Annotated in this window: 25 protein-coding genes; 18 read left to right on the top strand and 7 right to left on the bottom strand. The window is 75.0% G+C overall.

What is annotated here, in order from left to right:
- Nucleotides 1–196: 196 nt before the first annotated feature.
- On the bottom strand, nucleotides 197–784 hold the full coding sequence (locus ACZ6ZR_RS11945) for a dienelactone hydrolase family protein (RefSeq protein ID WP_465641945.1): 588 nt from the start codon (nucleotides 782–784) through the stop codon (nucleotides 197–199).
- A gap of 150 nt (nucleotides 785–934) precedes the next feature.
- Between ACZ6ZR_RS11945 and ACZ6ZR_RS11940 the strand changes: the two genes are divergently transcribed.
- Together ACZ6ZR_RS11940 and ACZ6ZR_RS11935 are read left to right on the top strand one after the other, a co-directional pair.
- Nucleotides 935–2587, top strand: coding sequence for an alkaline phosphatase D family protein (locus ACZ6ZR_RS11940; RefSeq protein WP_465641944.1), 1653 nt, complete (start codon nucleotides 935–937; stop codon nucleotides 2585–2587).
- 97 nt (nucleotides 2588–2684) lie between these two features.
- Nucleotides 2685–3482 (top strand): arylamine N-acetyltransferase family protein, encoded by a 798-nt coding sequence (locus tag ACZ6ZR_RS11935; RefSeq protein WP_465641943.1) that lies wholly within the window; start codon nucleotides 2685–2687, stop codon nucleotides 3480–3482.
- A gap of 7 nt (nucleotides 3483–3489) precedes the next feature.
- Here the strand turns inward: ACZ6ZR_RS11935 and ACZ6ZR_RS11930 are convergent, their stop codons facing one another.
- Nucleotides 3490–4116, bottom strand: a complete 627-nt coding sequence (locus ACZ6ZR_RS11930; RefSeq protein WP_465641942.1) for a hypothetical protein — start codon at nucleotides 4114–4116, stop codon at nucleotides 3490–3492.
- Nucleotides 4117–4240: 124 nt separating this feature from the next.
- Nucleotides 4241–4777: a cupin domain-containing protein gene (locus ACZ6ZR_RS11925; RefSeq protein WP_465641941.1), complete on the bottom strand. Its 537-nt coding sequence runs from the start codon at nucleotides 4775–4777 to the stop codon at nucleotides 4241–4243.
- Between the two features lie 229 nt (nucleotides 4778–5006).
- Here ACZ6ZR_RS11925 and ACZ6ZR_RS11920 point away from each other — a divergent pair, with 229 nt between their 5' ends.
- The 11 genes from ACZ6ZR_RS11920 (at nucleotide 5007) to ACZ6ZR_RS11870 (ending at nucleotide 16787) form a co-directional block, all read left to right on the top strand.
- Nucleotides 5007–5426 carry an RrF2 family transcriptional regulator gene (locus ACZ6ZR_RS11920; protein ID WP_465641940.1) on the top strand — a complete coding sequence of 140 codons (420 nt, stop codon included), beginning with the start codon at nucleotides 5007–5009 and terminating at the stop codon, nucleotides 5424–5426.
- Nucleotides 5423–6130, top strand: a complete 708-nt coding sequence (locus tag ACZ6ZR_RS11915; protein ID WP_465641939.1) for a DsbA family oxidoreductase — start codon at nucleotides 5423–5425, stop codon at nucleotides 6128–6130. The genes ACZ6ZR_RS11920 and ACZ6ZR_RS11915 overlap by 4 nt, the downstream gene beginning before the upstream one ends.
- Nucleotides 6131–6520: 390 nt before the next feature.
- Entirely contained in the window at nucleotides 6521–8074 is a 1554-nt protein-coding gene (locus ACZ6ZR_RS11910) for an ABC transporter substrate-binding protein (protein WP_465641938.1), read from the top strand.
- A complete protein-coding gene (locus ACZ6ZR_RS11905; RefSeq protein WP_465641937.1) occupies nucleotides 8071–9111 on the top strand; it encodes an ABC transporter permease in 1041 nt (346 codons plus the stop codon). Before ACZ6ZR_RS11910 ends, ACZ6ZR_RS11905 begins: the two co-directional genes overlap by 4 nt.
- Nucleotides 9108–11018, top strand: a complete 1911-nt coding sequence (locus ACZ6ZR_RS11900; RefSeq protein WP_465641936.1) for a dipeptide/oligopeptide/nickel ABC transporter permease/ATP-binding protein — start codon at nucleotides 9108–9110, stop codon at nucleotides 11016–11018. The genes ACZ6ZR_RS11905 and ACZ6ZR_RS11900 overlap by 4 nt, the downstream gene beginning before the upstream one ends.
- The gene (locus tag ACZ6ZR_RS11895; protein ID WP_465641935.1) at nucleotides 11015–11986 is read left to right on the top strand and encodes an ABC transporter ATP-binding protein; all 972 of its coding nucleotides are present in this window, start codon (nucleotides 11015–11017) and stop codon (nucleotides 11984–11986) included. Before ACZ6ZR_RS11900 ends, ACZ6ZR_RS11895 begins: the two co-directional genes overlap by 4 nt.
- A gap of 61 nt (nucleotides 11987–12047) precedes the next feature.
- Complete coding sequence (locus ACZ6ZR_RS11890; protein WP_465641934.1) at nucleotides 12048–13211, top strand: acyl-CoA dehydrogenase family protein; 1164 nt, start codon at nucleotides 12048–12050, stop codon at nucleotides 13209–13211.
- A gap of 36 nt (nucleotides 13212–13247) precedes the next feature.
- Entirely contained in the window at nucleotides 13248–14414 is a 1167-nt protein-coding gene (locus tag ACZ6ZR_RS11885) for an LLM class flavin-dependent oxidoreductase (protein WP_465641933.1), read from the top strand.
- On the top strand, nucleotides 14411–15172 hold the full coding sequence (locus ACZ6ZR_RS11880; protein WP_465641931.1) for an alpha/beta hydrolase: 762 nt from the start codon (nucleotides 14411–14413) through the stop codon (nucleotides 15170–15172). Before ACZ6ZR_RS11885 ends, ACZ6ZR_RS11880 begins: the two co-directional genes overlap by 4 nt.
- A complete protein-coding gene (locus tag ACZ6ZR_RS11875; RefSeq protein ID WP_465641929.1) occupies nucleotides 15169–15681 on the top strand; it encodes a flavin reductase family protein in 513 nt (170 codons plus the stop codon). The genes ACZ6ZR_RS11880 and ACZ6ZR_RS11875 overlap by 4 nt, the downstream gene beginning before the upstream one ends.
- A gap of 5 nt (nucleotides 15682–15686) precedes the next feature.
- Entirely contained in the window at nucleotides 15687–16787 is a 1101-nt protein-coding gene (locus ACZ6ZR_RS11870) for an LLM class flavin-dependent oxidoreductase (RefSeq protein ID WP_465641927.1), read from the top strand.
- Between the two features lie 7 nt (nucleotides 16788–16794).
- Here the strand turns inward: ACZ6ZR_RS11870 and ACZ6ZR_RS11865 are convergent, their stop codons facing one another.
- The gene (locus ACZ6ZR_RS11865; protein ID WP_465641925.1) at nucleotides 16795–17718 is read right to left on the bottom strand and encodes an NAD-dependent epimerase/dehydratase family protein; all 924 of its coding nucleotides are present in this window, start codon (nucleotides 17716–17718) and stop codon (nucleotides 16795–16797) included.
- 146 nt (nucleotides 17719–17864) lie between these two features.
- On the opposite strand from ACZ6ZR_RS11865, the gene ACZ6ZR_RS11860 reads away from it, so the two are divergent.
- Nucleotides 17865–18812, top strand: a complete 948-nt coding sequence (locus ACZ6ZR_RS11860; RefSeq protein ID WP_465641923.1) for a GlxA family transcriptional regulator — start codon at nucleotides 17865–17867, stop codon at nucleotides 18810–18812.
- 7 nt (nucleotides 18813–18819) lie between these two features.
- Here the strand turns inward: ACZ6ZR_RS11860 and ACZ6ZR_RS11855 are convergent, their stop codons facing one another.
- Together ACZ6ZR_RS11855 and ACZ6ZR_RS11850 are read right to left on the bottom strand one after the other, a co-directional pair.
- Nucleotides 18820–19686 (bottom strand): ABC transporter permease, encoded by an 867-nt coding sequence (locus tag ACZ6ZR_RS11855; RefSeq protein WP_465641921.1) that lies wholly within the window; start codon nucleotides 19684–19686, stop codon nucleotides 18820–18822.
- Nucleotides 19683–22418, bottom strand: a complete 2736-nt coding sequence (locus ACZ6ZR_RS11850; RefSeq protein WP_465641919.1) for an alpha/beta fold hydrolase — start codon at nucleotides 22416–22418, stop codon at nucleotides 19683–19685. The genes ACZ6ZR_RS11855 and ACZ6ZR_RS11850 overlap by 4 nt, the downstream gene beginning before the upstream one ends.
- Before the next feature lie 145 nt (nucleotides 22419–22563).
- Here ACZ6ZR_RS11850 and trxA point away from each other — a divergent pair, with 145 nt between their 5' ends.
- From trxA to ACZ6ZR_RS11830, 4 genes are all read left to right on the top strand, one after another.
- Nucleotides 22564–22881: a thioredoxin gene (gene trxA / locus ACZ6ZR_RS11845; protein WP_452173439.1), complete on the top strand. Its 318-nt coding sequence runs from the start codon at nucleotides 22564–22566 to the stop codon at nucleotides 22879–22881.
- A 38-nt stretch (nucleotides 22882–22919) separates the two neighbouring features.
- Nucleotides 22920–23543, top strand: coding sequence for a pyridoxamine 5'-phosphate oxidase family protein (locus ACZ6ZR_RS11840; RefSeq protein ID WP_465641917.1), 624 nt, complete (start codon nucleotides 22920–22922; stop codon nucleotides 23541–23543).
- A gap of 85 nt (nucleotides 23544–23628) precedes the next feature.
- Complete coding sequence (locus tag ACZ6ZR_RS11835; protein WP_465641915.1) at nucleotides 23629–24015, top strand: VOC family protein; 387 nt, start codon at nucleotides 23629–23631, stop codon at nucleotides 24013–24015.
- 55 nt (nucleotides 24016–24070) lie between these two features.
- Entirely contained in the window at nucleotides 24071–24427 is a 357-nt protein-coding gene (locus ACZ6ZR_RS11830) for a DUF488 domain-containing protein (RefSeq protein WP_465641913.1), read from the top strand.
- 7 nt (nucleotides 24428–24434) lie between these two features.
- Here the strand turns inward: ACZ6ZR_RS11830 and ACZ6ZR_RS11825 are convergent, their stop codons facing one another.
- The gene (locus tag ACZ6ZR_RS11825) at nucleotides 24435–26015 is read right to left on the bottom strand and encodes an alpha/beta hydrolase (protein ID WP_465641911.1); all 1581 of its coding nucleotides are present in this window, start codon (nucleotides 26013–26015) and stop codon (nucleotides 24435–24437) included.
- Between the last annotated feature and the right edge of the window lie 137 nt (nucleotides 26016–26152).

Here is a 26152-nt window from a genome sequence, read left to right as displayed (position 1 = left end):
TACCTGCTCACCCCGGGCGCCTTCGCGGCGGGGCGGCCGGTGCCGCAGTGGCTGGTCGCCGACGAGGCCTCGGTCTGGCCCGGCCCGACGGCGGCCGCACTGCGCGCGGCCGCCGGGTACGAGCGGGTCTACGCCGCGGAGGGCTTCACCGTGTGGAAGCGCGTACCGTGACGGGGCCTCAGACCACTGCCGCGCCTCAGGCCTGGGCGTCCAGCTCGGCCAGGAAGTCCAGGGCCACGGCCCAGGTCCGCTCGGCCGCCTCGGCGTCGTAGTCGGGCAGCCCGGGGTCGGTGAAGAGGTGGCCGGCGCCCCGGTAGCGGTGGACCTCGACGTCGGCCCCGGCCCTGGTCAGGTTGAGGTACCAGGCGTTCAGCCAGTCCTCGGGCTCGAAGGCGTCCGGCTCGGCGACGTGCAGCTGCACCGGGACGGAGGTGGCGGCGTCCTCGCGGATGTCCGAGGTGCCGTGCAGCAGGAGCAGGCCGAGCGCCTTCTCGTCGGCCAGCGCGAGGTTCTGCGCGAGGGCCGCGCCGAGCGAGTACCCGGCGTAGACCAGGCGGGCGTCCGGGACGAGCAGCGGTGCGACGGCCGTCACCGCGCGGCGCAGCAGCTCCTCGCTGCCCAGCTCCTCCTTGTACGCCATGGCCTCCTCGATGTCCTCGAAGGTGCGGCCCTCGAAGCAGTCGGGGGTGTGCACCTCGTGCCCGGCGGCCCGGAGCCGCTCGGCGGCCTCGTGCACGGCCGGCCGCAGGCCGTAGACGGAGTGGAACAGGACGATCTGGGCCACGACTGGGTCCTCACCTCGGTTGTGCGGGCTAACGCTCCATCATCACCCACACCGCCGACAGGGCGGGCCGTCCCACGCTCCGGTGAAGGGCCGACGAACAGTCAGCGCGACCTCTGGACAACCACTTACCGCTCAGTAGCCTTGTCGGACGTGACTGAGCCCACAGATGCCCTGTCCTCCGCCCGGCCGCGTCGCCGCCGGGTCCTCCAGGCCGCCGCGCTGACCGCCGGTGCCGCCGCCCTCCCGCTGGCCGCGGCCGCCCCGGCCACCGCCGCCACCGCGCCGCAGTTCCTGCACGGCGTCGCCTCCGGCGACCCGCTCCCGGACGGCGTGCTGCTCTGGACCCGGGTCACCCCGACCCCCGACGCCCTTCCCGGTTCCCTCAACGGTCCCGACACGCAGGTCGGTTGGCAGATCGCCGAGGACCAGGGCTTCACCGCCCCGGTCGCCTCCGGCACCGTCACCACCAGCGCCGCCACCGACCACACCGTCAAGGTGGACGTCCGCGGCCTGCGCCCGGCGACCCGCTACTGGTTCCGCTTCACCGCCGAGGGCGTGACCTCCCCGGCCGGCCGCACCGCCACCGCCCCGGCCACCGACGCCGCCACCGCGCACCTGCGCTTCGGCGTCGCCAGCTGCGCCAACTGGGAGGCCGGCTACTTCTCCGCCTACCGCCACCTGGCGGCCCGCGGCGACCTGGACGCCTTCCTCTTCCTCGGCGACTACATCTACGAGTACGGCACCGGCCAGTTCGCCGCCCGGGGCAGCGTGGTGCGCCCGCACGCGCCGGCCCACGAGATCCTGAACCTCTCCGACTACCGCACCCGGCACGGCCGTTACAAGACCGACCCGGACCTCCAGGCGCTGCACGCCGCCGTCCCCACCATCGCCATCTGGGACGACCACGAGGTGGCCAACGACGCCTGGTCCGGCGGCGCGGAGAACCACACCCCCGGCACCGAGGGCAGCTGGGCCGACCGGATCGCCGCCGCCAAGCAGGCCTACTTCGAGTGGATGCCGGTCCGCCCCTCGTTCACCGGCACCACCTACCGGCGGCTGCGCTACGGCAAGTTGGCCGACCTCTCGCTGCTGGACCTGCGCTCCTTCCGCTCCGAGCAGGCCAAGGCCGCCACCTCCGGGGTGGACAGCCCGGACCGCACCATCACCGGCCGGGCCCAGCTGGACTGGCTGAAGGCCGGGCTGTCCGCCTCGGACACCACCTGGCGGCTGGTCGGCAACTCGGTGATGATCTCGCCGGTGGCCTTCCTCTCGCTGCCCGGCTACCTGCTGCGCCCGCTGGCCCAGCTGCTCGGCCTGCCCGGCGAGGGCCTGGCCGTCAACCCGGACCAGTGGGACGGCTACACCCACGACCGGCGCGAGCTGCTCGGCCACCTGAAGGACCGGGGCATCCGCAACACGGTCTTCCTGACCGGCGACATCCACTCCGCCTGGGCCTCCGACGTCCCCAACGAGGCGGCCACCTACCCGCTCTCGGGCAGCGCGGCCACCGAGTTCACCGTCACCTCGGTCACCTCGGACAACATCGACGACTTCCTCAAGGTCGCCCCGCAGACCGTCTCGCTGCTCGCCGCCGGGGCGATCCAGGCGGCCAACCCGCACATCAAGTGGGTGGACCTCGACTCACACGGCTACGGCGTCCTGGACGTCACGCCGGAGGCGGTCCAGATGGACTACTACGTGCTCTCCGACCGCACGAAGAAGGACGCCACCAGCCGCTGGGCCCGCGGCTACCGCACCCGCTCCGGCACCCAGCAGGTCGAGCGGGCCAAGTCCCCGCGCTGACCCGCCCCGCGCGGGGGTGCGGCGGCTGATGCCACGTCAGCCGCCGCACCACCCGGGCGATCTTGCGCGCCTCGGGGCGGCGGGGTGGAATGGCCGGGTGGAACACACACCTACCGCCCTCACCCCCGCCCAGGTGGACGCCTACCTGGCCCGGATCGGCGCCACCCGCCCGGACCGGCCGGACCACGCGGCGCTGGCCGCGCTGCACCGCGCCCACCTGCACGCCGTCCCGTTCGAGAACCTGAGCATCCACCTCGGCGAACCCGTCCCGCTGGAGACCAGCGCCCTGTTCGACAAGGTGGTGGGGCGCCGCCGGGGCGGGTTCTGCTACGAACTCAACGGGCTGTTCGCCGAGTTGCTGCGCGCCCTGGGCTACCGGGTGAGCCTGCTGGCCGCCGGGGTGCACGCCGCTCCCGGTGTGGTCACCCCGGTCTTCGACCATCTGGCCCTGCGGGTGGACCTGGAGCAGCCCTGGCTGGCGGACGTCGGCTTCGGCCGCTTCACCGAGGAGCCGCTGCGGCTGGACCTGACCACCCCGCAGCAGGACCCGGCCGGCGAGTTCACCGTCCGCCGGGACGGCGAGGACCTGACCGTCCTCCAGGGCGGTGAACCCCAGTACCGGCTGGAGCAACGCCCCCGGGAGATGGCCGACTTCGTGCGGACCTGCTGGTGGCAGACCACCTCGCCCGACTCGCACTTCACCCGCTCCACCACCTGCTCCCGGCTCACCCACGACGGCCGGATCACCCTCAGCGGCACCCGCCTGATCCACACCGCGCCGGACGGCACCCGCACCGTGGAGGAGCTCACCGAGGCCGAGACCCTGGCCGCCTACGACGAGCGCTTCGGCTTCACCCTCCCCCACCTTCCGAAGGTCCTGCACCCGCCGGCCTGACGGGGGCTCAGCGCCGCAGCGCGAACCCGCCGTCGATCAGGTAGAGCCCCGGCCCGGCGGCCGGGGCCTGGCAGCGGAACGCCTTCGGCGGCGCGGTCGGGTCATCCTTGCCCGGCACGCCGGACCAAGCGATCCGCCGCTGGCCGTCGGCGTCCCGGTGGAAGGAGAGCGACACCTCCGGGTGCCAGTCGGTGACCACCGGCGGGGCGGGCTGCCCGACCGGCAGGACCGTGAAGGTCTCCACCCGCCCGGTCACCACCGCCCCAGCCGCGCCGGTCAGGGTCACGCAGTCCACCGAGGCGGTGATCCGTACGGTGCCCTCGCCCTCGAAGGCGTGCTGCATGGTCATCCGGCCGCCGGACAGCAGCGGCTCCCCGCCGCCCGGCCCGGCGACCCCGAAGGCGTCCACCGCCAGGTCGATCCGGTCCGGCAGGGTGGGCACCGGTCCGTGCAGGTCCAGTCGGCCGGAGCCGCGCAGCAGGCGCAGCCCCGGCCGGTCCGGCCCGGCCACCGGCTCGAAGGCCGAGACCCAGCCCGCACCGTGCGGCGGCACCACGGGCGCGGCCGTGGCCACCGGGGCGGCGGCGGCCACCAGGCAGGCGGCCAGGGCGATCACCGGAAGCACCTTGCGCATGACGGTCCCTCATCTCCTCGCAGCGGCGCACCCCCTGTGCGCCACCACGACGATCCCGCGCCGGCCCCCTCCGGCACATCGCCCGCAGGGACGGCCCGCCGCTCCCCCGCGCGGGGGAAGGCCGCTACTCCGTGGGCCCGGAGACGTACAGGCTCGGCAGGTTGACCACGATCGCCTCCTGGGTGCTGCGGGCGATCACCACCACGGCCTCCTCGGTCGGGTCCGGGTTCTCCTCGCGGTGCGGGACGAACGGCGGCACGAAGACGTAGTCCCCCGGCCCGGTGCGCAGCCGGACCTCCTCCGGGGCGCCGGAGGAGTCGTCGACGAAGACGAACTCGGGGTGCCCGCTGACCACGTGGATGGCGGTCTCCGACTCGCCGTGGTGGTGGTCGGAGGAGGAGGTGGACGGGGCGACGTGGGTCTGCCCCATCCAGAGCTTCTCCGAGCCGACGGTCCGCCCGCTGATCGCCGCGAACCGCCGCATCCCGCCGGTCTGCGCGGTGTCGCCGTCCAGCTCCCCGGCCTTGACGTGGTGCAGCCGCGCGCGCAGCCCTCCCCCCTGGGCCGGCTCGCCGTCGGACAGGTGCGGGTGGAAGCCGGTGCCCGCCACGGTCGGCTCGGTCCCCTCGGTCTGACGGTCCGGCAGGGGGGCGGTGGACATGGCGGCTCCTCGGTCGGGGAAGCGGTGGAGGGCCTGCGGGCAGCGCGGCAGGCAGCGGCAGCGGGCCCGGGGCGCGCGGTCACGGCGCCCCGGCAGAACGGCCCGGCCGGGGTTCGGACGCTAGGCCCAGCGGCGAAAGGATGTCAAGAGGTGTCCTTTCCCGCCGCGCGCCACACCCCGCGCCTGACAAGGGACTTGAGCATCCACCCGGCCGGGGGATACTCGGCCCATGCATATCTCCGCCAAGGCGGACTACGCCGCGCGGGCTCTGGTCGAGCTCGCCTGCGACACGTCCCGCCCGCTCACCTGCGAGGCCATAGCCGACGCCCAGGGCATTCCGTTCCGCTTCCTCAAGTCCGTGGTGGGCGAGCTGCGCCGGGCCGGGCTGGTGCGCAGCCAGCGCGGCTGCGAGGGCGGCTACTGGCTGGGCCGGGCCGCCGACCGGATCACCCTGCTGGACGTGGTGCGCGCGGTGGACGGCGAGGTGATCACCCTGCGCGGCGAGCCGCTGGCCGGCCTGGACTACCCCGGCCCGGCACACGGCCTGCCCGCCGTCTGGCGCAGCGTCGAGGACCGCGCCGTGGAGATCCTCACCGGCACCACGGTGGCCCAACTGGTGGGCCGGACCAGGCAGGTGACGCCGGTATGACGCGGCCCGCGGCGGGCCCGGTGGAGGTCGTCGAGTTCACCGACCCGATGTGCCCGTGGTCCTGGGGGGCCGAGCCCCGGCTGCGGCGGCTGCGGCAGGAGCTGGGCGGGGCGGTGAGGCACCGGCGGGTGTTCGCCATCCTCTTCGACGAGGACGAGGAGCCCGCCCCCGATCCGGCGGCCGAGACCGCGTGGTTCGCCCGGTACGTCGCCGAGATCGCCGGGCACACCGGAGCCCCGTGCACCGCCGAGCTGCGCTGGGTGGCCGCCAGCAGCTGGCCCTCCTCGCTCGCGGCCGCCGCGGCCGAGACCCAAGGGCCGTTGGTAGCCGAACGGGTTCTGTGGCGGCTGCGGGAGAGCGCCTTCGTCCGGGGCGAGCCGGCCGACACCCCCGAGCGGGTGGCGGCCGCGCTGGCCGGGGTGCCCGGCCTGGACCTGGCCCGACTGAGGGCCGAGGCGGCCGGACCGCGGGTGCGCGCCCGAGTGGCCCGGGACCGGGCCGAGGCGCGCCGCCCGGCGCCCGAGGTGATCGGCCTGCGCGGTGCGGGCCCGCACCCGGGCGCGGCCAAGGAGACCGAGGACGGCCACCGCTATGCGCTGCCCACCCTGGTGTTCAGCGGCCCGGCCGGCTGCCGGGTGGTGCCGGGCTGGCGCCCGGTCGAGGAGTACCGCGCCGCCCTGGCCGAGGTCGCGCCGGGACACTGAGACGTCACACGCCCGTGGTCCGGCGCAGCCTTGCGCCGCCGGACCACGGGCCCGCACCGGCCCTCCGTGACCGACTGAACGTCCCTCTGTGAACGGCGTGTTGAGCGCGCATTGCAGCAGCCTGGGAGCAATCAGACACCTTTTGGTGTCCATTGACAGCGCGTCGCGCGGCTGGCCAGGATGAGCCCATGACCCCGACGCAGACGCGGCCCCGCCGGCCGCTCGCCGGGCCCTGTTGTTGACCGGGCCCCGCCCGTAGCGCCCTCGCGCTCCGCCCCGTCGCACCTCCTTCGCCGCGCCCTCCTCCACGGCACCCCACTTCGCCGCGTCCGCCACGCCGTGCCCCGACGCGCACCACCCCGCGCCCACCACGAAAGGTGACGATCCGTCATGACCAGCTCCTCCCCGACCCGCCCCCTGCTCGGCAGACGATCGCTGCTCGGCCTGGGCCTCGGCCTCGGCGCCTCACTGGCCCTGGCGGCCTGCGGTGACGCCGGGACGGCCGGGGCAGGCGGCGGTGGCGCGGCGGGCGGCACCCTCAAGTGGGGCTGGGCGCTCCCGACTTCGTGGGATCCGGTGTTCTCCTCGGCCGGCTGGGACGTGCACGGGCTCTCCCTGGTGTACGCCGGTCTGACCAAGCTGGACGAGAAGGGCGACGCCGTCCCGGCCCTCGCCACCTCCTGGTCGTACGGCCAGGACGGCGGCTCGGTGACCTTCAAGCTCCGCTCCGGCCTGACCTTCTCGGACGGCACCCCGCTGGACGCCATCGCCGTCAAGAAGAGCCTGGACCGGGGCCGGACGGCCCCGAAGTCGCTGGTGGCACCGCAGTTGGCCAGCGTCAAGGAGGTCTCGGCCCCCGATCCGCAGACCGTGGTGCTCCAGTTGGTCAAGCCCGACTACCAGATCCCCAACCTGCTGGCCGGCAAGACCGGCATGGTGGTCAACCCGGCCGCCTTCGAGGCGGACGCCGCCGCGCTGGCCACCAGGCCGGCCGGCTCCGGCCCGTTCACCCTGGTCTCGTACACCCAGAACGCCAAGGCGGTGCTCAGGCGCAACCCGTCCTACTGGGACGCCGCCTCGATCGGGCTGGAGAACTTCGAGCTGCACCCGCTGCCGGACGCCGCCACCGTGGTGGCCGGGCTGCAGTCCGGGCAGTTCGACGTGGCGCAGATCCCGGGCAGCCAGGTGGCCGCCGCCAAGGCCGCCGGGCTGGAGGTGCAGGAGATCCCCTCGCTGGTGGTCGCGGTGCTGGACGTGAACATCGAGAAGGCTCCGTTCGACAACCCCAAGGTGGTCGAGGCGCTCAAGTACGCGATCGACCGCGAGGCCCTGGTGAAGACCCAGCTGTTCGGCCACGGGGAGGTCAACTACCAGCCCTTCCCGAAGGGTTACGTGGGCCACGACCCCGCGCTCGCGGACGCCTTCCGGTACGACCCGGCCAGGGCCCGCACCCTGCTGGCCGAGGCCGGCCACCCGGACGGGGTCGACCTCGCGCTGACCACCACCGCCGCGCAGGGCCTGCCCGAGCAGCTCCAGGCCCAGCTGAAGGAGGTCGGCATCCGGGCCTCGATCGATGTGATCCCGGCCGCCCAGGCCACCCAGATCATGTACATCCAGCACACGAAGGCGCTGGCCAGCGACCAGTTCGCGGGCCGCGACTCGGCCGCCCAGGCCTTCCAGGTCCTGTTCGGCGAGCAGGGGTTGATGAACCCGGGCCGGCGCACTCCGCCGGAGCTGACCGCGGCCGTGGAGCTCGTCTCGCGCACCCCGCTGGACTCTCCCGACTACCCGAAGGTGCTCCAGGCCGCGACCGCGCTCGCCGTCCGCACCATGCCCAACACCTTCCTCTACAGCGTGCCGCGCCTGCTGGCCCGCCGGAAGTCGGTCTCGCCGATCCCGTCCTTCACCGTGGTCCAGCGCTTCGAGGGGGTGACCGCGTCATGAGCGCCACCGTCCCGCTCCCGAAGGCGGGTCGGGCACCGCTCCTGATCCGCCGGGCGGCGGCCCGGGCACCCCGCCCGCTGGGGCGGGTGCTGGGCAGCACCGCGACGGTCTTCCTGCTCTCCTCGCTGCTCACCTTCGGCCTCGGCGCGGTCTCCGACGCCAACCCGGCCGCCGCCGTGCTCGGCGAGACCGCCACCCCGGCCGACATCGCCCGCCTCGACCACGCCTTCGGCCTGGACCGTCCGCTGCCGGTGCAGTACGGCAGTTGGCTGCTGCACGCGCTCGGCGGGGACCTCGGGGTCTCCTGGTTCACCACCGTGCCGGTGGCCGACTCGATCGCCACCGCGCTGCCGGTGGACCTCTCGATCGCCGGACTGGCCCTGCTGCTGGCCGTGCTGCTGGGCGGCGGCGCCGGGATCGCGGCGGCGCTGCACCACGGCCGCCGGGTGGACCGGGCGGTCACCGCCCTCTGCACCCTGCTGGGCACCCTGCCCGCCTTCGTGATCGCGATCGGTCTGATCACCCTGGTCGCCGTCCAGCTCCGGCTGCTGCCCTCCGGCGGCTACGTGCCGTTCGGTCAGGACCCGGCCCAGTGGCTGCGGTTCGCCGTGCTGCCCGCGCTGGCCCTCAGCCTGGACGCGGCCGCCGGGATCGCCCGCCAGCTGCGCACCTCGCTGGTCGCCGAGCTACGTCGCAACTACGCCACCGGCGCGGTGATGCGCGGCCTGTCCGGGCGGCGGGTGCTGCTCGGGCACGCCCTGCGCAACGCGGCCGGGCCGGCCGTCACCGTGCTCGGCATGAGCGTGCCGGTGTTGATCGGCGGCGCGGTGGTCACCGAGCGGATCTTCAACCTGCCCGGCATCGCCCAACTCTCGCTCCGGGCCGCCGAACAGCACGACGTGCCGGTGATCCAGGGCACCCTGCTGGTCACCGTCGCGGTGGTGCTGGTCGCCAACCTCACCGTGGACGCCCTGCTGTACCTGCTCAACCCGGCGGCCCGCCGCCGGGCCCGCCCCATCACCGGAGGTGCCCGGTGACCGCCCCGCGGACGCCGGTGGCCCGCGCCGCGCCGGCCGTGCTGGCCGTGGTCCTGCTGCTGGCACTGTTCGGCGGAGCCCTCGCCCCGCTCGACCCGCTGGCCCAGGACACCGCCGCCGCCCTGCGCGGCCCCGGCACCGGCCACCTGCTGGGCACCGACTACCTGGGCCGGGACGTGCTCAGCCGGCTGCTGGCCGGCACCGGGCTCTCGGTGCTGGCCGCCGTCGAGGCGGTCGCGGTGGCCGCCCTGCTCGGGGTGGTGCCGGGGCTGCTCTCGGTCCGCTTCGGCCCGGCCGGCGGCTGGCTGGCGCTGCGCGCGGTGGACTCCCTGATGACCCTTCCGTTCACGCTCTTCGCGATCGCCGCCGTCGGCCTGCTCGGCAACGGCCCGCACCAGGCGATGACCGCGCTCGGGGTGCTGCTCTCCCCGCTGTTCTTCCGGGTGGTGCGGGCCGCCGCCCTCGGCCTGGACCGCGCCCAGTACGTCGAGGCGGCCGAGCTGATGGGCGCCTCCCGGGCCTGGATCCTGCGGGTGCACACCTGGCGCAAGGTGCTGCCGACGGTGGCCGTGACCACCGCCCATGCGCTGGCCACCAGCCTGCTGGCGGTCTCCTCGCTGACCTTCCTGGGCATCGGCGTCCAGCCGCCCGCCCCGACCTGGGGCGGCATGCTGGCCGGCGACCTCGGCTACCTCGCCCAGCAGCCCTGGGCCCCGGCCGTGCCGGCCGCCCTGATCGTGCTCACCGTCGGGGCGCTCAACCTGCTCGCCGACGCGCTGGCCGACCGCGACGGCGCCGAGCCCGGCCCGGCCCGGCGGAGCCCGACCCCCGTGGCACGACCGGCGGTTGACGCTCCGTCCGAGGGCGAGGCGCTGCGCGTCGACGGACTGCACGTGACGGTGGGGCACGGCCGCACCGAGGCGGTCCGGGACGTCTCCTTCACCGTCCGCCCCGGCGAGGCCGTCGCCCTGGTCGGCGAGTCCGGCAGCGGCAAGACCCTCACCTGCCGCTCGGTGCTCGGCCTGCTCGCCCCCGGGGTGGAGGTCCAGGCCGGACGGATCGCGCTCGGCCCCTCGCCCGACGGCGGCCACCCGTCCGTCGAGCTGACCGGCCTGACCGGCCGTCAGTGGCAGCGGCTGCGCGGCGAGCGCCTGGGCGCCGTCTTCCAGGATCCCGGCTCCTACCTCAACCCCGCGCTCACCGTGGGCCGCCAGCTCGGCGAGCCGCTGCGCACCCGGCTCGGCCTGAGCCGGGCCGAGGCCCGCCGCCGGGCGGAGGAGCTGTTCCGGGCGGTCGGCCTGCGCGATCCGCGGGCCGTCCACGACAGCTACCCGCACGAGCTCTCCGGCGGCATGCTCCAGCGCGTCCTGATCGCCGTCGCGATCGCCCAGGATCCGGGCCTGCTGGTGGCCGACGAGGCCACCACCGCGCTGGACACCGTGGTCCAGGCCGAGGTGCTCGACCTGCTCGACCGGCTGCGCCGGGAGCGCGGGCTGGCCCTGCTGCTGGTCAGTCACGACCTGGCGGTGGTGGCCGAGGTCTCCGACCGGATCCTGGTGTTCTACGCCGGGGAGATCGTCGAGGAGGGCCCCACCGCCGAGGTGGTCGCCGCCCCCGCGCACCCGTACACCGAGGCGCTGCTCCGGGTCGCCTCGCTCGGCCGCCGCGACCGGCGCGAACTGACCGTCATCCCGGGCCGCCCGCCCGAGCCCGGTACGGCCGCCCCCGGCTGCCGCTTCGCCGCCCGCTGCGACTACGCCACCGCCGCCTGCACCGCCGCCGAGGTCACCCTCGCCCCGGCCGGCCCCGACCGCCGGGTGCGCTGTGTCCGGGCCGCGGACCTGGCGCTCGGCGGATCGTCGACCACCGTCCTTCCCAGCGGACTTCGAACGGAGGCCACCGTATGACCACCACCACCCGCACCGTCCCCGCCCTGCGGATCAGCGGACTCTCGGTCGGCTACGGCCGGACCCCCGTGCTCGCCGGGGTGGACCTGGAGGCGCACTCCGGCGAGGTGCTCGGGCTGATCGGCGAGACCGGCTCCGGCAAGACCACCCTCGCCAAGGCCGTGGTCGGCCTGGCCCCGGTCACCGCCGGGCGGATCACCGTGGACGGCCGTGAGCTCGGCGCGCTGCGCGGCCGGGGGCTCCGGGCGGTCCGCCGGTCCGGGGCGGTGCAGTACCTGTTCCAGGACCCGCTGCGCTCGCTGGACCCGGACCTGACGGTGGCCCGGCTGGTCGGCGAACCGCTCGCGGTGGCCGGTGTGCCGCGCGCCGAGCGGGACGGGCGGGTGCGCGAGGCACTGGAACTGGTCGGCCTGGACCAGGCGTTGGCCGACCGCACCCCGGGCCGGCTCTCCGGCGGCCAGCGGCAGCGGGTCTCGCTGGCCCGGGCGATCGTCGGACGGCCCCGGCTGCTGCTGGCGGACGAGCCCGTCAGCGCCCTGGACGCCTCCAACCGCAACCACGTGCTGCGCCTGCTGGACCGGCTCCGCCACCAGCTGGACCTGGCCGTGGTGGTGATCTCGCACGACCTCGACTCACTCTCCGGGATCGCCGACCGGATCGCCGTCCTGTACCGCGGCCGGATCGTCGAACAGGGGCCCGCCCAGGAGGTGTTGGAGCGGCCCGCGCACCCGTACGCCGCGCTGCTGGGCGCCGCCTCGCCGAGCCTGGACCCGTCCCGCCGGGCGGCTCTGGCCCTGCTGCGCGGGCCCGGCCCGGGCACGGCCGGCCCCGGGGGCTGCACCTTCGCCCACCGCTGCCCGTTCGCCGACCTGGCCTGCGCCGCGCTCCCCGCACCGCGGCCGGTGGCCGAGGACCACACCGTGGCCTGCCACCACTCCCCCGACTGGCGTGCGCAGCTGCCCGGTTGAGATTTCGTCAGCTACCCGTCCCGCCGCCCGGTCCACCCCTTCGCCCTCCCGGAGCACCTCCATGCCCACTCTCCGCCCTCCCGAACTCGACCGGCTGCCCGAGCTCACCGCCGCCCTGGCGGACCGGGCCGCCGAGCACGACCGGGACGCCTCCTTCCCGTACGAGGGCATCGAACTCGTCCACCGGGCGGGCCTGTTGACCGCCACCGTGGCCGACCGCCACGGCGGCCCCGGCGGCGGCCTGGCCGACACCGTCCGCATCCTGCACGCCCTCGGGGCCGGTGATCCGGCGGTCGCCCTGGTCACCGCGATGACCCTGTTCGCGCACGCCGCCGAGGCCCGCGAACCGCACTGGCCCGCCGGGCCGCTGGCCGAACTGCTGGCCGAGTCGGCCGTCCGCCCGACCCTGGTCAACCACGTCCGGGTGGAGCCGGAGCTCGGCACCCCCGTCCGCGGCGGACTGCCCGCCACGGTGGCCCGGCAGACGGGCGACGCCTGGGAGTTGACCGGCCGCAAGATCTACTCCACCGGGGCGCCGGCGCTGCGCTGGCTGCTGGTCTGGGCCCGCACCGAGGAGACCGAACCCCGGGTCGGCTCCTTCCTGGTCCGGGGCGACCGCCCCGGGATCACCGTCGAGCCGACCTGGGACCACCTGGGGCTGCGGGCCAGCCGCAGCGACGACCTGCTGTTCGACGCGGTGCGTGTCCCGCTCGACCACACCGCCCGGCTGGCGCTCCCCGGCCCGGAGGGCGGCCGGGACGTCCTCGGCGGCGCCTGGAACTCGCTCGGCCTGGCCGCCCTCTACCTGGGCGTGGCCCGGGCCGCGCAGTCCTGGCTCACCGGCTTCCTGCACGAGCGCACCCCGACCGCCCTGGGCGCCCCGCTCGCCACCCTCCCCCGGTTCCAGACCGAACTCGGTGGCATCGAGGTCGAACTCACCGGCGCCGAACGGCTGGTGACCGCACTCGCCGAGGCCGTGGACCTCAGCGAGGCACGGGCCGCCGAGGAGAGCCCCGGCGCCAAGCTGCTGGCCACCCGGGCCGCGGTCGACTCCGTCCAGCGCGCCGTCGCGCTCACCGGCAACCCCGGCCTGACCCGCCGTCACCCGCTCCAACGCCACCTGCGCGACGTGCTCTGCAGCCGGGTGCACACCCCGCAGGACGACACCGTCCTGCTCGCCCGGGGCCGGGCCGCCCTGCTCCGCGGTCTTCCCCGACCCCTCTGACCCCTCCGACCCCTCCGACCCGAAAGGCAGTTCGCCATGTCCGTCGAGTTCATCGGCATGATCTCCACCCACGACGTCTCGGAGACCCGCCCGGCCCACGGCCCGGTGGTCGACCCGGACTACACCCGCCGGTTCGCCCGGGCCCACGAGGAGGCCGGCTTCGACCGCGTCCTGGTCGCCCACTCCTCCGCCAGCCCCGACCCCAACCAGGTCGCCGCCTACGCCGCCGCGCACACCGAGCGGCTCGGCCTGCTGATCGCCCACCGGCCCGGCTTCATCGCCCCGACGGTGGCGGCCCGCACCTTCGCCACCCTGGACCAGTTCTCCGGCGGCCGGGTGGCCGTGCACATCATCACCGGCGGCCACGACGCCGAGCAGCGCCGGGACGGCGACTACCTCTCCAAGGACGAGCGCTACGCCCGCACCGACGACTACCTGACCGTGCTCACCCGGGCCTGGACCGAGGAGGAGCCCTTCGACCACGAGGGCCCGTACTACCGCTTCGCCGACTTCAAGTCCGAGGTCCGGCCCGCCCGGCAGCCGCGCATCCCGCTGTTCTTCGGCGGCTCCTCCGAGGCCGCCTACCGGGTCGGCGGCAAGCACGCGGACACCTTCGCGCTCTGGGGCGAGCCGCTGGCCGAGACCGCGCAGCAGATCGCCTCGGTCCGGGCCGCCGCCCTCGCGGCGGGGCGCACCGAGGTGCCGGGCATCAGCATCTCGTTCCGGCCGATCCTGGGCCGCACCGAGGACGAGGCCTGGGAGCGGGCGCACGGGATCCTGGCCACCATCAGGGAGCGCGGCGACGTCTTCGGCGGCCGCCGCCAGGTGCTCCCGGCCGGCCCCGGCGCCACTCCGCAGAACGTCGGCTCGCAGCGTCTGCTGGCCGCCGCCGCCAAGGGCGACCGGCACGACCGGGCACTGTGGACCGCCCCCGCCGCCGCGACCGGCGCGGCCGGGAACTCCACCGCCCTGGTCGGCACCCCGGAGACCGTTGCGCAGGCCCTGCTCGACTACGTGGACCTCGGCGCCACCACCCTGCTGATCCGGGGCTACGACCCGCTGGAGGACGCGGTCGACTACGGCCGCGAGCTGCTGCCGCTGGTGCGTCAGGAGGTCGCCCGCCGCGATGCGCTGAAGGCTCGTGAGGCGTCCGAGCAGGCCGAGGCCACCGCCCGCGCCGAGCACGCGGTGGCCGCCCGATGAGCACCGCCACCACGACCGCCGCCGCCGAGTCCGCCGTCTGGGAGCCGGCCGTCGGCACCGCCGTCCGGGGCGCGGTGCTGCTGCTCCCCGGCCGGGGCGAACACCCGGGCGTCTACCAGCGGTTCGGCCGGCGGCTGGCCTTCGACGGCTACCGGGTCGTCGCGCTGCCGCCGGCCACCACCGCCCCGGGCGACCTGGCCGACCTGGCCGCCGAGGCCCGGGCCCAACTCCCGGACGGCGCACCGGTGGTGCTGGCCGGCTCGGACACCGGCGCGCTGCACGCCCTGGTCTCCGCCGCCACCGCCGCCCCCGACGGCCTCCTGCTGGCCGGCCTGCCCGCCGGTGAACTCACCGACCCCGAGGATGAGTTGACGGCGCGCACCGCCTGCCCCGCGCACCGGGGCCTGCTCGACGCCGACCCGGACTTCCGCCCCGGCGCGCTCGCCGAGCCCGTCCCGGCCGGGCTCGGCGAAGCCGCCGGGCGGGCCGCCCCCGCACTGCCCGTCCTGCTGCTGCACGGCGGGGCCGACCCGGTCTCGCCGCCCGCCACCGCCCACCGTCACGCGGCCCGGCTGGGCGCCGAGTTGGTGCTGGTCACCGACGGCCGCCACGACGTGCTGAACGACGCCCCCCACCGCAGCGTCGCGGCGGCCGTGGTGCAGTGGCTGGAGCGCCTGCGCGGCGGCCCGCACCTGCCCGCCCAGCTGACCACCGCGGCGCACCCGGCGCCCGCGCACACCCGAGGAGTCCAGGCATGACCACCATCGACGACCGCCCGGCCACCGCCACCCCGGCGGACCTGCTGCGCTCCACGCTCCGCCGGTACGCCTCCGGGGTCACCGTGATCACCGCCACCGGGCCCGCCGGACCGGCCGGCTTCACCGCGACCTCCTTCACCTCGGTGAGCCTGGACCCGGCCCTGGTCTCCTTCTACGTCTCCGCCACCGCCTCCTCCGCGCCCGCCGTCCGGGCCGCCGAGGCCTTCACCGTGCACGTGCTCCGGTACGGGCAGCGGGAGTTGGCGGACCGCTTCGCGCGCAGCGGCATCGACCGGTTCGCCGGGACGGACTGGCACACCGGCCCGCACGGCACCCCGCTGCTCCCCGGCGCCGCCGCCCGGCTGACCGCCCGGACGGTGCAGATCACACCGGTCGGCGACCATCTGCTGGTGGTCGGCGAGGTGGTGGCGGCGGACACCGAGGGCGGCGCGCCGCTGGTCCACCACGACGGCGGCTACGGCGGCTACACCGCCGACCCGAGGGGCTGAGCCCGATGGCACTGACCGCGCACTGGTTCCTGCCCACCACCGGCGACAGCCGTCAGGTGGTCGGCGGCGGCCACGGCTCGACCCCCGGCACGGCCGGCACCGACCGGCCGCCGAGCATCGCTTACCTGGGCCAGATCGCCCGCACCGCCGAGCAGTTGGGCTTCACCGGGGCGCTCACCCCGACCGGCGCCTGGTGCGAGGACGCCTGGCTCACCACGGCGATGCTGACCCAGGTGACCGAGCGGCTGAAGTACCTGGTCGCCTTCCGCCCGGGTCAGCTCAGCCCGACCCTGGCCGCCCAGATGGCCGCGAGCTACCAGAACCAGTCCGGCGGCCGACTGCTGCTCAACGTGGTCACCGGCGGCGAGTCGGCCGAGCAGCGCGCCTACGGGGACTTCCTCGACAAGGCCGCCCGGTACGCCCGGACGGCCGAGTTCCTGGAGATCACCGGCCGGCTCTGGCGCGGCGAGCGGGTGGACCACCACGGCGCCCATCTCCGGGTCGAGGGAGCCGAGTTGACCCGCCTCCCGGATCCGGTGCCGGAGGTGTACTTCGGCGGCTCCTCCCCGGAGGCGGTCGAGGTGGCCGCCCGGCACGCGGACGTCTACCTCACCTGGGGCGAGCCGCCCGCGATGGTGGCCGAGAAGATCGGGCGGGTCCGGGCGGCGGCGGCCCGGCACGGGCGCAGCCCGCGCTTCGGCATCCGGCTGCACGTGATCAGCCGGGACGACTCGGCGGCGGCCTGGGCCGAGACCCGGCGGCTGCTGGCCGGGATGGACCCGGCCCGGATCGCCGCCACCCAGCGGGCGCTGGCCCGCAGCGAGTCGGAGGGCCAGCGCCGGATGCGACTGCTGCACGGCGGCTCGGCGGAGCGGCTGGAGGTCTCGCCCGGCCTCTGGGCCGGGATCGGCCTGGTGCGCGGCGGGGCGGGCACCGCGCTGGTGGGCAGCCACGCCGAGGTGGCCGACCTGATCGAGGAGTACCACCGCCTCGGCGTCGACGAGTTCGTGCTCTCCGGCGCCCCGCACCTGGAGGAGGCCTACTGGGTCGGCGAGAACGTGCTGCCGCTGCTCGCCGCCCGTGGCCTCTGGCAGCCGGCCGCCTGACACTCCCTCAGCCCCGGCCTCCGCCCGCCAGGGCCTCACGGAGCGTCGAGGCCTCGATCCCGAAGGTGTCGCGGAGGTCGCTGTCGTCCACCAGGAACGGCCGCTCGGACAGGTAGCCCATCTCGGCGAACTCGCCCCACACCGGATCGGTGAAGGAGAGCAGCGTCAACTCCCGCTCGGTGAGCGGCTCCAACCGCGGCTCGGGCGCCCCGTGCAGCCCGGCCAGGACGGCCGCGGCCTCGCGCACGGTCGCGGTGACGACCGGGGCGTGCCAGGCCCGTCCCCAGGAGCGGTCGTCACCGGCCACCGCCACCAGGGCCGCCGCGACGTCCTCGGTGTACGAGAAGGCGTGTGCCGCGTCGGGGTCACCGTGGACGAGGGTCAGTTCGCCCGCGCGGACCCGGGGCGCCACCAGCAGGGTGAAGGGCGAGACCGCGCCCGGGCCCAGGTACTCGCCCGCCCGTACCTCGGTGACCCTCAACCGCCCTTCGGCATGGGCCTGTTCGGCCTGCCGCCACAGCTCGGCCCGCACCCGGCCCTTCCTGGTCCGCGCGGTCATCGGGGTGCGCTCGGTGACCGGACCGGCGGCCGGCCCGTAGCCGTAGTGGTTGCCGAGCATCACGTAGTCGGCCCCGGCCCGCTCGGTCGCGGCGAGGATCGACGCGAACAGCGGCGGCATGGTCTCCGGCCAGGTGTGGTAGGCGGTCATGGCGGCGTTGACCACCGTGCCCGCTCCGGCCAGCACCTCGGCCAACTCCTCGGTGCGGCCCGCGTCCAGGGCGATCCGTTCGATCCCGGGGTGCTCGGGTCCGCTGCCGCTGCGGGTGACGAGGCGGACCCGCTCGCCGCTCCCGGCCAGCCTCCTGGCGGTCGCGGCCCCGGTCGCGCCCGCTCCGATGACGACTGATCCGATGACGCCCGATCCGGCCATGGTGGTGTCTCCGTCCTGCTCACGGTGGAACGCCTCCCGGTCGGGAGACGTGCTCGGCGGGGCCCTGCCGCAGGCCCAACTCTGCCGTGCGGCAACGGAGTAGGGTGAGTGGCCCGAATGCCACCGGACCCAAGGATCGAGCCACCATGCACCGTGTCGCCGTCCTGGCCGTCCCTGCGGTCAAGCCCTTCGACCTCTCCATGCCGGCCACCCTGCTCGGTGCGGTCGAGCTCGGCGGACGCCCCGGCTACGAGGTGACGGTGTGCACGGCCGAGCCCGGTACGGTCGCGGCCTCCGGCGGCATCGACGTGGTGATCCGGCACGGCCTCCGGGCGGTCGCGGCGGCGGACACCGTGATCGTCCCCTCGACCGCCAGCCGGCACGACGCCGACCCGGCCGCGCTGGACGCCCTGCGGGAGGCGGCCGCCGCGGGCAAGCGGATCGCCTCGATCTGCAGCGGCGCCTTCGTCCTCGCCCAGGCCGGGCTGCTCGACGGCCGCACCGCCACCACCCACTGGGCGCTGGCCGAGGAACTCCGGCGGGCCTTCCCCGCGGTGCGGGTGGACGCCGACCGGCTGTTCGCCGAGGACGGGCGGATCGTCACCGGTGCGGGCTCGGCCGCCGGGATCGACCTGTGCCTGCACCTGATCGGCCGCGACCACGGTGCGGCGGCGGCCAACGCGGCGGCCCGCGCCGCCGTGGTCACCCCGGTGCGCCAGGGCGGCCAGGCGCAGTTCGTGCGGACCCCGCTGCCGGCCGAGACCGACTCCACCCTGGACGCGGCCCGGGTCTGGGCGCTCGGACACCTGGACCGGCCGATCTCACTGCGGGACCTGGCCTCCCGGGCCGGCGTCAGCACCCGGACGCTGAGCCGCCGCTTCACCGCCGAGACCGGGGTGACCCCGTTCCGATGGCTGCTCCAGCAGCGGCTGTTGCGGGCCCGCGAACTCCTGGAGACCACCACCCTCACCGTCGACCAGGTGGCCCGCCGCAGCGGCCTCGGCTCCGGCGAGTCGCTCCGCCAGCACCTCAACCGCCAGCTCGGCATGACCCCGGCCGCCTACCGCAGCGCCTTCACCCACCACGCCGCCTAGGAGCCCGCTAGGAGACCACGTCCTTGCGGGCGAAGCCGCGGAAGGCCAGGGCGGTCAGCACCACCGCGTAGGAGAGCGAGAGCGAGACGCCCTGCAGCATGCCGCCCCACTCCAGCTTCGGCTGGAGCGCGTCGGCCCAGGCGTACTGCCAGTGCGCGGGCAGCCAGACCCGCAGGTCGCCGAGCGCGGTGACGGCGTCCAGCACGCCGGTGATGATGGAGAGGAAGACCGCCCCGCCGACCGCGCCGAGCGGGGCGTCCGTCACCGTGGAGAGCCAGAACGCCAGGGCGGCGACGACCAGTTCGGCCAGGAAGACGTAGGCGATGGCGATGCCGAGCCGGGGCAGCGCCTCGGCGGCCGGGACCACCGCGCCGGTGGGCAGCCGCAGGTCACCCCAGCCGTAGGCGGCGGTGCCGACCAGCAGCGCGACCAGCGGGAGCAGCAGCACCGCGCCCGCCGAGAAGGCCAGCGCCACCGTCAACTTCCTTGCCAGCAGCCGCATCCGGGGCACCGGGGCGGCCAGCAGGTAGCGCAGCGAGGACCAGCCGGCCTCGGAGGCCACCGTGTCGCCGCAGAAGACCGCGACCGGGATCACCAGCAGGAAGCCGGTGCCCATGAAGAGCAGGGTCACCGAGAAGTTGAGGCCGGAGGCGGTGGCCAGCTCGATGAAGCTGGTCCGCCCCTGCCGGCCGGGCTCGTTGCCGCCCAGCCGGAAGGCGGCCAGCACGATGAACGGCAGCGCGGCCAGCACCCCGCCGATCACCAGCGTGCGGCGGCGGCGGAGTTGGCGCACCGCCTCCACCCGCAGCGGCAGTGTCCGGCCGGGCCGGTAGCCCTCCGCCTGCTCGCGCTCCTGGTCCAGCACGGCCGTCATGCCGCCCCTCCTCCGATCAGCGCCAGGAAGGCGTCCTCCAGCCGTCGGTGCGGCCCCACGCCCTCCACCGGCACGCCCAAGCGCACCAGTTCCACCACCAGTTCACCCACCGTCATACCGTCCAGCCGGACCAGCACGCCCTGCTCGACCTCCTCCGCCGAGGCCACGCCCGGCAGTTCGGCCACCTTCGCGGCGGCCGAGGCCATCGGGGTGGTCACCAGCAGCAGCTCCCCGGCGCCGACGATCTCGGCCACCGGCCCGGCGGTGACCAGCCGGCCCCGGTCCATCACCACCAGGTGGGTGCAGCTCTGCTCCACCTCGGAGAGCAGGTGGCTGGAGACGATCACGGTCCGCCCGGCGGCCGCGTAGCGGATCATCACCTCGCGCATCTCGCGGATCTGCGGCGGGTCGAGGCCGTTGGTGGGCTCGTCCAGGATCAGCAGCTCCGGCAGGCCGAGCATGGCCTGCGCGATGGCCAGGCGCTGGCGCATGCCCTGGGAGTAGGTGCGCACCGCGCGGTCCAGCGCCTCGCCAAGGCCGGCGATGGCCAGCGCCTCCTCCAGGTGGGCGTCCTGCTCGGGGCGGCCGGTGGCCTGCCAGTACAGCCGCAGGTTGGCCCGCCCGGTGAGGTGCGGCAGGAAGCCAGCGCCCTCGACGAAGGCACCGACCCGGGAGAGCACCGGGGCGCCCGGCCGGACGGCGTGGCCGAACAGCCGGATCCCGCCCGCGTCGGGGCGGATCAGGCCCATCAGCATCCGCAGCGTGGTGGTCTTGCCCGCGCCGTTCGGCCCGAGCAGGCCGAGCACCTGGCCGCGCTCCACCCGGAAGCCCAGGTCGCGCACCGCGTACCGGTCGGCGGCGCCGTGGTAGCGCTTGCTCAGGCCCTCGATCACCAGCGGCATCCCGGCCAGCGCGGGGTCGTACGCGGGCCCGCCGGAGCGGCGCAGCCGCCGGTACGGGACCAGCAGCAGCACCGCCGCCAGCACGGCGATCAGCGGCAGCAGCCAGACCCGGTTCGGCAGCGGGGCGGCCTCGGTGCGCAGCCCGTCGACGGTCGGCAGGGTGAGCGCCCCGGCCACCGAGATCCGGTAGGTGGCCGGCTCGATCGGCGTGGCGTAGCCCAGGTCGCTGCTGGCGAGCACCAGCCGCAGCCGGTGACCGGCCGCGAACTCGTGCTCCACCGCCGGGAGTTGCACCGTCACGGTGCGGCCCTGTGCGGCATCGGCAACCCGCAGCGGGGCGGCCAGCTGCTGCGGCAGCACCTGGCTGCCGTCCGGGCCGACGTCGTAGAGCTTGGCGAACAGCACCGCGTCCGGCCGGTCGGCCCGGACCGCGACCGGGACGGTGGGCGCGCCGGTCAGCCGCAGCGCGGAGTCCAGCGGAGCGGAGTCGAAGGAGGCGTACTGGCCGGGGAAGTCGATCGCCAGGCTGAGGCCCCCGGTGCCGCCGGCCGCCGCCGAGAGACTGCCCAGGGCGCCGCCGATGCCGGGCAGCGCGGAGATGTTCGGCGGGGCGCCGCCGGGCGGGTTGGCCACGGCCTGCTCACGGCCCGTCAGCTCCACGGTGCGGGTGGCGGTGCCGCCGAGGCCGGGGTAGGCGTCGGCGCTCGCGCCGCGCAGCACCGCCTCGAAGCCGGTGGAGTCCAGCCCGCCGGTCCTGGTCACCCGGAAGGCCGGGCCGGTGTCGGCGCCCTGATCCTGCTTCAGGTACCGGTCGAACCAGGAGGCGACCCGCTGCTCGACCCGCTCGCTGCCCTCGGTGCCGCCGTCGTGCCCGCCGGCGAACCAGTCCACCGCCACCGGCGCGCCGTTGGCGGCCACCGCCTTGGCGATGCTGTCGCCCTGGTCGAGCGGGAAGAGCGAGTCCTGCTGGCCCTGCACCACCAAGGTGGGCACCCGCAGCCGGTCGGCCACGCTGGACGGGCTGGAGCGGTCGAGCAGCTTCACCGCCTCGGGGTCGCTGCGCCCGCTGGTGGCCACCCGGTCGTACATCGCGCACAGCTCGTCGGAGAACTTCCCGCAGCCGACCGGGCCGTCCTGCTTCGGCTCGCCCTGACCGGCCGTCAGCCCGCCGGCCGAGCCGGTGGTGAAGAAGATCCCGGCCCACAGCTTCTTGAAAACCCCATCCCCACCACCGATCGCCTGCGGAAAGAGCGCCTCGTTCAGGTTCCACCAGGTCACCTGGCTGGCCACCGCGTCGATCCGCTTGTCGTACGCGGCGCCGAGCAGCGCGGCCCCGCCGCCGTACGAGGCGCCGCTGATCCCCACCCGGGGGTCACCGGGGCCGTCCAGCCGGACCTCGGGGCGCTGGGCCAGCCAGTCCACCAGCCGTCCGACGTCGGCGATCTCGCGGTCCGGCGCGTCCAGGCCGATCCGTCCGGTGGACTCGCCGAAGCCGCGGGCCGACCAGGTGAGCACCGCGTAGCCCTGCCGGGCCAGGCCCTCGGCCTGCGCGCGGACGCCGTCCTTGGAGCCGCCGAAGCCGTGCGCCAGCAGTACCGCGGGGCGCGGGCCGGTGCCGCCCGCGGTGAAGAAGGAGGTGTCGATGGAGACCCGCTCGGTGCTGCCCGGCGCCTCCGGCATGTCCAGCCGCTGCGCCTCCTGGCGGACCGTCACTTCACCGCCGCCGACGGCGGCCACCGCCACCCCGCCGCCCGCGAGCACCACGAGCGCCGCCCCGGCGGCCCACCACTTCCGCTGCCCGAGGCGACGCCACGCCCCACCGAGTCCCATGGTCAACGACCCTAACCGCCCGGCAGGTAGGAAGCTTGTAAGCGCCCAGCCGTCCCCGGACTCCGTTCAGTCCGGGAATGGATCGGACGGACTAACTGTTGAAGAGGCCGACAGCAGTTAGAACGTACCGACGGGAGAGTGCCCGATGGCCACCGACGTGAACGGCGCGACCTTCGCCGAGCAGGTGCTGAGCAGTGACAAGCCGGTGCTGGTCGACTTCTGGGCCGAGTGGTGCGGCCCCTGCCGCCAGGTCGGCCCGGTGCTCGACCGGATCGCCGCCGAGCACGCCGACCGACTGACGGTGGTCAAGGTCAACGTGGACGAGAACCCGGGCCTCGCCGAGGAGTTCGACATCCGGGCGATCCCGGCGATGAAGCTCTTCAAGGGCGGCGAGGTGGTCCACGAGCTGCTCGGCGCGATGCCGGCCGCGGCCGTGATGGCCGAGCTCGACCCTCACCTCTGACCACCCAGCTGTTCCGAACTCCCCGAGAGGAGCCGGCCATGGCCGACCGCTACGCCGAGATCGCCTTCTCCCCCACGGTGCAGGAGCACCAGCGCCGCAACGGCAGCCTGCGCGCCTACGCGCGGCGCACCGCGGGCCCCTCCGAGGGGCCGGTCCTGCTCGGCCCGGACGAGCGGATGTTCATCGGCGCCCGGGACAGCTTCTACCTGTCCAGCGTCGGCGAGTCCGGCTGGCCCTACATCCAGCACCGGGGCGGCCCGCGCGGCTTCCTCCAGGTGCTGGACAACCGGACGCTGGCCTTCGCCGACTTCCGGGGCAACCGCCAGTACATCAGCCGGGGGAACGTCGACCACGACGACAAGGTCGCGCTCTTCCTGATGGACTACGCCAACAGCACCAGGCTCAAGATCTACGGCCGGGCCCGCGCGGTGGAGGCCTCCGAGGACAGGGAGTTGGTGGAGCGGCTCCAGCCCGAGGGCTACCGCGCCCACCCGGAGCGGGCGCTGCTGATCTCCGTCGAGGCCTACGACTGGAACTGCCCGCAGCACATCCCGCAGCTCTTCCCGATCGAGAACGTCCGGGCCACCGTGACGCACTACCAGCAGAAGATCGCGGCCCTGGAGGCCGAACTCGCCACCCTCAAGGCGGAGAAGGGCAACTGACGGGCCGTCGGAGCTGGTCGGGTACGCACGGACCACCCGCCTTATCGAGTGGACGCGTACCTGACCAGCCGCCATAGTGACCGCCATGGCTTCTCTCGTGCACCACATCACCATCGACTGCGCCGACACCTACGAGCTCGGCAGCTTCTGGGCCAAGGTCATGGACTCCAAGCTCGCCGACGACGACTTCCCCGGCGACCCGGAGGCCCTGCTGATCGCCCCGAACGGCCTGGAGATACTCTTCGTCGCCGTCCAGGACGACCGGAAGACCACCAAGAACCGTCTGCACTTCGACATCCAGCCCTCCGACCGCACCCGCGACGAGGAGGTGGAGCGCCTGCTGACCATCGGCGCCACCGTCGTCGCCGACCGCCGCCGCCCGGACGGTACCGGCTGGGTCACCATGGCCGACATCGAGGGCAACGAGTTCTGCGTCGAGCGCAGCGCCGCCGAGCGCGCCGCCACCGCCTGAGCCGGCGCCCGCCTTACGCTGCGGGCACCCGTCCCGCAGCGTGAAGGCGAGCCCGATGCCCCGTCACCCCGTCCAGCTCGCCCGGGTCTACGACCCGCACCGTCCCGAGGACGGCGCCCGCGTCCTGGTGGACCGGCTCTGGCCGCGCGGCATCACCAAGGAGGACGCGGCCCTGGACTCCTGGCCCAAGGCGCTCACCCCCTCCACCGAGCTGCGCCGCTGGTACCACGCGGGCGGCGGGTTCCCCGAGTTCCGCGAGCGCTACCTCGCCGAGCTGGACACGCCGGAGGCCCAGGGCGCGCTGACCGAACTGCGCGCCCTGGCCTCCGCCGGGCCGGTCGTGCTGCTGACCGCCTCCAAGGGCCAGCCGGAGACCACCCACGCCGCCGTCCTGCGCGAGCTGCTGGCCTGACGTCCGCTCAGATCGCCGCGCGCGCGAACAGCGCCGCCGTGCCGCCCACCGCCGTGCCGCCCGCCTTCGCGGCCCCGGCCGGCACCGGATCCGGACGGCAGAACCTGTCCCGGGCCGGCAGCTGTCCGGTGACCAGGAAGCGGTGCGTCTCGGTGATCGCGCAGGACGGCGCCTCCGGGTCGTACGTCCCGTGGTTGCCCGCGTCCACCGTCACCAGCCGGGCCCGTCCGCCCAGCGCCTCGCGCAGCCCGAGCGCGCCCGCGTAGGGGGTGGAGGGATCGCGCAGGTTCTGCAGCAGCAGGATGTCGGCCGGCCCGCGGTCGGTGACCCGCACCGGCGGCTCCACCGGGTCGTTCCACCACAGGCAGGGGAAGACGTTGACGCCCATCCCGGCGAGCAGCGGGTAGCGCTCCCGGTGGTCCGTCACCTTCCGCTGGTAGTACGCCGGTTCGCGGTTCCACCGCACGTCGCCGCAGACCACCGCGAGCATGGCGGCCACCTCGTTGTCCGCCGGGATGCCCTCCTCGACCACCTTCGGCTGCCAGGCGGGCGCCCGCACGTCCTTCCCGGCCAGGTAGCGCCACCAGGCGGCGATCTCCGGGAAGAGCGCGGTGTGGATCGACAGGCCCCGGTACAGCACCCGGAAGCGGTTGCCGTTCACCTCACCGGCCTCGGGGTGGTGGCCCGGCGTGCGGTCCAACCGTGCGGCCAGCGCCAGGAATCCGGCCCGCACCTCGGCCGGGGTGGCGCCCAGCCCCAGCTCGCCGTCGCGCTCGGCAGCCCAGGCGGCGAAGTCGCCGAAGCGCAGCTCGGCCCCGCTGTCCCAGAGCGTCCACATGCCGTGCCAGATCCGGGCCGGGTCGACCAGGCTGTCCAGCACGAAGCGGTCGGTGCGCTCCGGGAACAGCTGGGCGTACACCGTGCCGAGGTAACTGCCGTACGAGCCGCTGAAGTAGGAGATCCTCGGCTCGCCGAGCGCGATCCGGATCCGGTCCATGTCCCGGGCGGTGTTGGCGGTGGTCACGTACGGCAGCACGTCTCCGCCGTTGGCCAGGCAGTCCCGGGCGAGCGCCCTGCCGAAGGCGAGGTTCGGGGCGATCGAGCCGTCCGGCGCCGGGAAGGGGAGCACCTTCTCGGTCGGCAGCTGCGCCTCGGTCCGGCCGCAGGTGAGCGGGGCGCTGTGGCCGACGCCGCGCGGGTCGAAGCCGATCAGGTCGTAACGGTCCAGCACCTCCTGCGGGTAGACCTGGGCGTAGGCGCTGGGCAGGTGGAGGCTGCGGGTGCCGGGGCCGCCGCCGTTGTGCAGCAGCACGCCGCGCCGCAGGCCGGGCTTGGCGGTGGCCAGCCGGGAGACGGCGATCTCGATGGTGCGGCCGTGCGGCCGGCGGTGGTCGAGCGGCACCTTGACGGTGGTGCAGAGCATCCGGGGGTCGTGCGGCGGCCAGCCGGCCTCCGGCGGGCAGTCCTTCCAGACCAACGGGGAGGCCGCCGGGGCGGCTCGGGCCACGGGGGCGGTGGCGGCGCCGAGGCCGGCGGCCAAGGCCAGCGCGGTGAGAGCACCGACGGCCCGCTGACGAATCATCAACATGGTCCAGACCATAGGGACTTGACCAAGCCTTGAGATGGCGTTCGGCCCAATTCGCCTGCCGAACAACCGTGTTCGAGGTCTTGCCGCCATGCGCACGCCGAATCTACCGTCGGGTAACGTCCCGCGCCCCCTCCCAC

This window comes from Kitasatospora sp. NPDC088742, from assembly GCF_055584905.1.
Note: the sequence above shows the minus strand (reverse complement) of the source record. Positions and strands in the feature narration are given on the sequence as shown.